This window comes from Tumidithrix elongata BACA0141, assembly GCF_036349135.1.
Lineage (GTDB): Bacteria > Cyanobacteriota > Cyanobacteriia > Pseudanabaenales > Pseudanabaenaceae > Tumidithrix > Tumidithrix elongata.
Genome location: NZ_JAZBJZ010000193.1, coordinates 1 through 5,881 on the forward strand (window position 1 = coordinate 1; position 5,881 = coordinate 5,881).

At 43.9% G+C, this 5,881-nt stretch carries 8 protein-coding genes and 1 pseudogene; all 9 read right to left on the reverse strand.

Going from position 1 to position 5,881, the window contains the following annotated elements; genetic code table 11:
• Positions 1–156: 156 nt before the first annotated feature.
• Positions 157–1,041, reverse strand: a complete 885-nt coding sequence (locus V2H45_RS24810; protein ID WP_330486378.1) for a class I SAM-dependent methyltransferase — start codon at positions 1,039–1,041, stop codon at positions 157–159.
• Between the two features lie 66 nt (positions 1,042–1,107).
• Entirely contained in the window at positions 1,108–1,764 is a 657-nt protein-coding gene (locus tag V2H45_RS24815) for a class I SAM-dependent methyltransferase (RefSeq protein ID WP_330486379.1), read from the reverse strand.
• A 101-nt stretch (positions 1,765–1,865) separates the two neighbouring features.
• Positions 1,866–2,807, reverse strand: a complete 942-nt coding sequence (locus V2H45_RS24820) for a bile acid:sodium symporter family protein (RefSeq protein WP_330486380.1) — start codon at positions 2,805–2,807, stop codon at positions 1,866–1,868.
• Positions 2,808–2,825: 18 nt separating this feature from the next.
• Complete coding sequence (locus V2H45_RS24825; protein WP_330486381.1) at positions 2,826–3,473, reverse strand: HAD family hydrolase; 648 nt, start codon at positions 3,471–3,473, stop codon at positions 2,826–2,828.
• Positions 3,473–3,865, reverse strand: a complete 393-nt coding sequence (locus V2H45_RS24830) for a carboxymuconolactone decarboxylase family protein (RefSeq protein WP_330486382.1) — start codon at positions 3,863–3,865, stop codon at positions 3,473–3,475. The genes V2H45_RS24825 and V2H45_RS24830 overlap by 1 nt, the downstream gene beginning before the upstream one ends.
• Before the next feature lie 149 nt (positions 3,866–4,014).
• Positions 4,015–4,239, reverse strand: coding sequence for a DUF433 domain-containing protein (locus V2H45_RS24835; RefSeq protein WP_330486383.1), 225 nt, complete (start codon positions 4,237–4,239; stop codon positions 4,015–4,017).
• 264 nt (positions 4,240–4,503) lie between these two features.
• On the reverse strand, positions 4,504–4,926 hold the full coding sequence (locus tag V2H45_RS24840) for a type II toxin-antitoxin system VapC family toxin (protein ID WP_330486384.1): 423 nt from the start codon (positions 4,924–4,926) through the stop codon (positions 4,504–4,506).
• A complete protein-coding gene (locus V2H45_RS24845; protein ID WP_330486385.1) occupies positions 4,926–5,144 on the reverse strand; it encodes a hypothetical protein in 219 nt (72 codons plus the stop codon). The genes V2H45_RS24840 and V2H45_RS24845 overlap by 1 nt, the downstream gene beginning before the upstream one ends.
• Before the next feature lie 136 nt (positions 5,145–5,280).
• Positions 5,281–5,881, reverse strand: a pseudogene (locus tag V2H45_RS24850) (arylsulfatase); the annotation flags it as partial.

Sequence of the window (5,881 nt, forward strand, 5' to 3'; positions counted from 1 at the left end):
TTTCATTTAGCTCACCTTCTATAGGGTAGCCCTATTTCCGCCCTGCTGTACTAGCAAGTTGAATTTTAGACTCTTTGTTCATATTTGGTTTTGTAAGCAAAGAATATGTGTCATGCTACCCTAACCTTAATCTTCTTCAAGTGATTCAATTTAAATTTAGGGTAGAACCCTGTCAAGAGAAGCTGGCTTAATGAATTTCAAGGTCATGCGATCGCTTTCTCCAATGGCAAGATAGCGTTCCTTATCTTTCTCTCCTTGCCTCAATGTAGGTGGAAGCGTCCAAACTCCATCGACATAATCCTTCGTATCTTTGGGATTAGCATTAATTTCCGACTTGCTAACGAACTTAAACCCTACCTTTTCGATCTCAGCAATGACAGACTTCTCGTCAAGATATCCCGTCTTAGCACTCTCTTGTAAACTTGTCCCAGCCTTAGCCCGATGCTCTTCTACACCGAAAATACCATTGGGTTTGAGCGCCTGAAATGCTGCGGCATACACTTTATCAGCATACCCACCCGTAATCCAATTGTGGATATTGCGGAATGTTAAAACTAGATCGACGGAGTTATTAGGAGCGAGTTTCAGTTTCTGAGGTGGTTCAATCGTGACAACTTTCACTTTGCCAAAGATATCAGGATTGGTAGTCAATTTTTCTTGAAATGCCTTAGCTGGCTTACTTTTAGTCGTGTCAAAATTGGTCGCAATGAGCTGTCCGCGATCGCGTAGGAATGGAGCCAGAATTTCCGTATACCAACCTCCGCCAGACCATAGCTCGACAACTGTATAGTTGGGGCGCAATCCCAAAAATTCTAGTGTTTCCTTTGGATGGCGATCGCGATCGCGGGCGCGATTTTTAGCAGAGCGATGGGGACTGGCAATCACTTGCGCTAACGTGGGATTGCTCAAAGAAGAGTCTTTTGGGGTAGCTCGAACTAAATCCCAAGAAGTTGTCAGACCCACGGATATTAAGAAAACAACGGTCAAGATCTTGAGCAAGGCAGGACTTACTAAGGAAGATAAGATTTGTTTTAATTTCATGGAAAATTCCTAGCGAACTTACAAGTTAAGATGAGTACAGATGATGCGGATGTTTGGCTTCCATGCTTAACGCTTTAGTGCCAGAGTTAATCCATCGGAAACGGGTAATAGCGATAGAGAAATCCGTCGATCTTGATGCAACTTCTGGTTGAGGGCGCGAATTGCTAGGGTATCGACATCTTGAAGCTGTGAGTCTAGCACTCGTCCGCTCCACAGCACATTATCGATCGCAATTAAGCCACCCTTACGCACAAGTTGTAGCGATCGCTCGTAGTAACCATCGTAGTTCTCTTTGTCAGCATCAATAAAGGCAAAATCGAAGGTATTCGCCTGTCCCTCTGCCAGCAAGCGATCGAGCGTCTGAATCGCAGGGGCAATATGCAAGTCGATCTTATGGGTAACTTCGGCTTTTTCCCAATAGCGTCTGGCAATGCTGGTATATTCTTCGCTGACATCACAGGCAATCACTTTTCCATGTTCGGGTAAAGCTAAAGCGACCGAAAGCGAACTATAACCCGTAAACACGCCAACTTCCAAGGTCTTTTCTGCACCAATCAGTTGCACGAGTAGAGCCATGAACTGTCCTTGCTCTGGGGCAATTTGCATATTGCCTCTGGCGTGGTGTGAGGTTTCCTCGCGCAGTTGTTGCAAAAGTAGCGGTTCGCGCAAAGAAACGGAGAGGAGGTAGTCATGCAGTTGGTCATTCAAAGCTGTGAATTTCATATTTTTAATCTATTAAGAATGGTATTGGTAGCTTTTCTCTATCGATTGCAGCCTCCTGAAAATCGGAATGGAGAGACCAAGTGGCAAAAAACAACTGCTCATTATTGAACATTACCCACAGAAGTTGTACTCTCTGCCTCAGGTTGAGCTTGTTGACTCAAAGAGATTCTCGCGATCAGTCTGATTACCACAAATAAGGATAAACTCGTCACCACGATGACGCTGATAATCGCGGGATCTTCAAAATTCGTTCCAGCGACTAAGAGTGCTCCTGCAATGTTACGTTGTGCCGTACCCACGCCTAAGGTTAATCTCGTATCGAGATTGGGACCACCGAGGAAATATCCCACCGCAAAAGCAACCACGATAAAAACGGCGATCGCGATTACGATTCCACTTTTAGCCAATTCAATCAAGCTATTGAACTGCAATGCAAGGGAGGAAACCAAACCTAGAATTAGGGAAAAATTGGTAACTCGACGGAGAAAGGGGACGATATTCGCAGCGATCGCTTCGTAACGCCACCTAATCAGCAAACCGATCGCTAAGGGAGGCAATAGAGAAACAAATAAAGGTTTCGCAACCTGCCAAGGACTAATCTGTACGCCATCTAAAACTAGGGGCAGCACGATCGGCATAAAGATCGAAGAGCCAAGCATCAACACCATCATTAATCCGGCGGCAAAGGCGAGGTTCCCATTTACCATTTGTGCTAATTTCGGCAAAACAGGAGGGCCAGCCGCCACGGCAAGAATCGTAAAGCCAATCTTAATCGGTTCGCTTACCGTGACAAATTGCAGTACGAGAAAGACCAAAAAGGGCACAACCACAAAGTTTGCCACTAGGGAGAAGATGACTAAACGTACATTGCGCAGGGGTTCTAAAATCTGCGATACAGTCAGACTCAAGCCCGTGCCAAGTAGCATCGCCAGAATAAAGAGAAGAAATGAGAGCCTACTCAGAAAAGTGAAGTCGATCTGATGCGAATAAAATCCGATCTGTTGGAGTAGATTGGGATCGATATGTGACAATAGTTCATTCATAGGGAATTGATGTGGGTTCTACTTGGGTGGAATCAGGTTGGGAATATCTATGGGGGAATGAGCAATTCCATCAGCACCGTGGGTGCTTAATTCTTCTTCCGTGCCATAGCCATAGGTGACACCGATCGCGAATACTTGATTTTGCTTTGCCCCGACAACATCGTGGAAGCGATCGCCGACCATCACAGTCTCCTCAGGAGCTAGGTTTTCACGGAGCAAAACATGACGAATCAGTTCGCCTTTTATGCTGCGCGTGCCGTCTAGTTCGCTGCCATAGATGCCATCAAAGAGCGATGACAGACTGAAATGCTCGATAATTCGTTTAGCAAAAATATGAGGTTTAGAGGTTGCCACATAGGTTTGATAGCCTTTCGCTCGGATCGATTCAAGGGTTTCTGGAATTTCGGGATAAAGGACGTTTTCAAATAGACCAAGGGTTGAAAAGCGATCGCGGTAGAGAGAAATTGCCCGATCTACCAAACCTTCATCGGCAGTTTGCAACAGCTTGGCAAAACTTGTTTTTAGGGGTGGGCCAATGCACCAAAGCAATTCCTCGGTGGCGATGGGCTGATAGCCAAGGCGATCGATCGCATACTGAATGCAGGAGGTAATCCCAATCTTAGGATCGGTGAGAGTTCCATCTAGATCGAATAAAACTGCAACCATTATGCTTTAAACTGCTCGTCGATAGGAACTTGATAGCCATTGGCAAGACGATTATTGCCATTCGCGGCAGCAACGATCGCAAAGAGTTCGCCTCGGACTTTTTCGGTTAACCCTTTAGCACGGGCAGCAGCGGTATGGGAAGCAATACAATATTCACAGCCATTGGTGACGCTGACAGCAATGTAAATCAGTTCCCTTGTGAGGGGATCGATATCGCCTTCACCACCCATGACTTCTTTAAGGGTTTCCCATGTGCGCCGCAGGGTGGGCGGATGGTTGGCAAGGGCTTTCCAGAAATTGTTGATATATTCAGTCTGGCGGGTAATACGAATATCGTCATAAACTGCCTTTACTTCGTCACTGGCAGTTTCGTATTCGATCAGGTTTGTCATAGGATGAATTAGATAAACTTGATTAATGTCAAGCCTTCAGTCATATCACATCTTTAAAAAAAAAGTCGGTCATTCAAAAGACATCTAAGGCTTCAATATCCATTTTTTTAAATTGAAGCTCCGCTAATCTCTACTAATGATTTACCTAGTCATGCAACTAATACGGGATGATTGAGTTTACGCGATGCGTAAGCGAGGGCGGCTTTCAAGTCATCTCTTTCTAGATCGGGCATTTCTTCTAAAATCTCTTCGGCACTTAGTCCAGCCGCAAATAGGTCGAGAACATCAGAGACACGAATTCTCATGCCGCGAATACAAGGGCGACCGCCACATTGTTTGGGATTTACTGTGATTCTTCTAAGTATTTCTGGCATTTGAGTAGTTCTCTAACACTTCTTTCTAGTATAAATGAGTATTGCATCGATAAGCGTTGGTACAATGCTTCTGGTATTTGCAAAACAACGGTTTCAGTCATATTCTTTTCTCAGTCTCTAGTAACATCTTATCCTTTTGTAGAAAGTTGAAAGCACCCTGAGAAATTTGAGATAGATCGTAATATATGCTTCAGAATTACAGTATTACTCAGTTTTTGTTTGTGTATGCCATACACTCGAAAACAAATTATTTCTGGCAATCGCTCAGCTTGTCCAGTCTTCCACTTGCAAATTGGCAATATTCTCAAAGTCAGACAAGTTACGAGTTAGTAAAGTTGCCTTCTTAGAAATAGCGATCGCTGCAATTTTTAGATCCATTGTTCCCAATCGCGGATAATTAGCTCGAAGTTCCTTAAAAACATTTGCCGCTTCATTATCAAAGCCCACTACCTTTAATTTTGAAAAAGTGGTGATATGCTTCTCTAGTTTACGATATGCAATAATTTGTTCTTCCAAATTTCGTGCTTTCGCAATGTAACCTAGCCATCCACGAGTTTGTTCCTCATAAGTAATAATCGTAACGACAATACTTTCAGGTGAGAGAATAGCAAGTTTTTTAACAAGGTTTTGAGCTGGAACTCCACCACGCTCAATCACACTAAGATGATCTGTGTCAAGTAAATACATTACCTAACCTCATCGATCTCAAATTCGTCTTTCCAAGACCTTCGATATTCTTGACCAATTGTAATCGCCTCTTCAAAAGCAGGATCATCAGCAAACACACTAATAATACTCTCCCACCAAGGCTTAACAGTATCTATATTGATCGATAGACATTGTTTTAATTGAGTAACTTCGGCTTCAAGCTTGGATAGCCTCTCTTCAATATTAGATGGAGACATAAGTAGTTTTCGCAAGTCAATTTGTTCCTAATTATAGCTTAGTTAACTAGATGGATTCTAAAACGAGCAATCGCCCCCACAAAATCGCAAAATGCTGATTTCGTAAGAGCGATTGCAATCTATTCGCTTTTATCGACTACAACAGATCGACCTTGACTTGTTGTAACTCGCCTGAGAACTTAAAGGGAACTTGATAAGTGTCCGCAACTGGCGTACCCGTATCTCGCCCGATATCAAAGGTGTCATCGATGCCAAAACGAGCCGCTACGGTTTTATCGATGTGACCTTCGGCAACTTGTTTGTCATTGATAAAGAGCTTACCCGTACCACCAGCACCGATCGCACTACCATCGGAAGTGAAATCAAAGCGGATTTTGGACTTACCACTCGCTACGGGTTCCGAAGCTTGAATTGTGGTGCGAGTGCTATTCAGGAAATTATAAACAAAGGTCGGCTTACTATCCTTGAGGTAGAAACTCCACCCTGCAAACCGTCCGCCCTGCGTCACTAGAACGCCTTCTGCGCCATTTTTAGGAATATCGACATCGGCAGTGATACTAAAGGAACGGTTTTTGATATTTGGGGCACTGATTTCAGGAATCCCCACCACAGGCGTATAGTAGGTAAAGCTATTGCGTCCGTCATTGATATTGGGGCGACCTTCAACATCAAAGCGTTGATATAAGAGCGTGTTTGAGAAGTTTAGGGTAGAAAAAAAGCCCCCAAAGTTATAGGTT

Bases quoted from the DNA above. Each gene is read 5' to 3' on its own strand.
- V2H45_RS24810 (WP_330486378.1), bottom strand. From the start codon at position 1,041: ATGAAATTAAAACAAATCTTATCTTCCTTAGTAAGTCCTGCCTTGCTC.
- V2H45_RS24815 (WP_330486379.1), bottom strand. From the start codon at position 1,764: ATGAAATTCACAGCTTTGAATGACCAACTGCATGACTACCTCCTCTCC.
- V2H45_RS24820 (WP_330486380.1), bottom strand. From the start codon at position 2,807: ATGAATGAACTATTGTCACATATCGATCCCAATCTACTCCAACAGATC.
- V2H45_RS24825 (WP_330486381.1), bottom strand. From the start codon at position 3,473: ATGGTTGCAGTTTTATTCGATCTAGATGGAACTCTCACCGATCCTAAG.
- V2H45_RS24830 (WP_330486382.1), bottom strand. From the start codon at position 3,865: ATGACAAACCTGATCGAATACGAAACTGCCAGTGACGAAGTAAAGGCA.
- V2H45_RS24835 (WP_330486383.1), bottom strand. From the start codon at position 4,239: ATGCCAGAAATACTTAGAAGAATCACAGTAAATCCCAAACAATGTGGC.
- V2H45_RS24840 (WP_330486384.1), bottom strand. From the start codon at position 4,926: ATGTATTTACTTGACACAGATCATCTTAGTGTGATTGAGCGTGGTGGA.
- V2H45_RS24845 (WP_330486385.1), bottom strand. From the start codon at position 5,144: ATGTCTCCATCTAATATTGAAGAGAGGCTATCCAAGCTTGAAGCCGAA.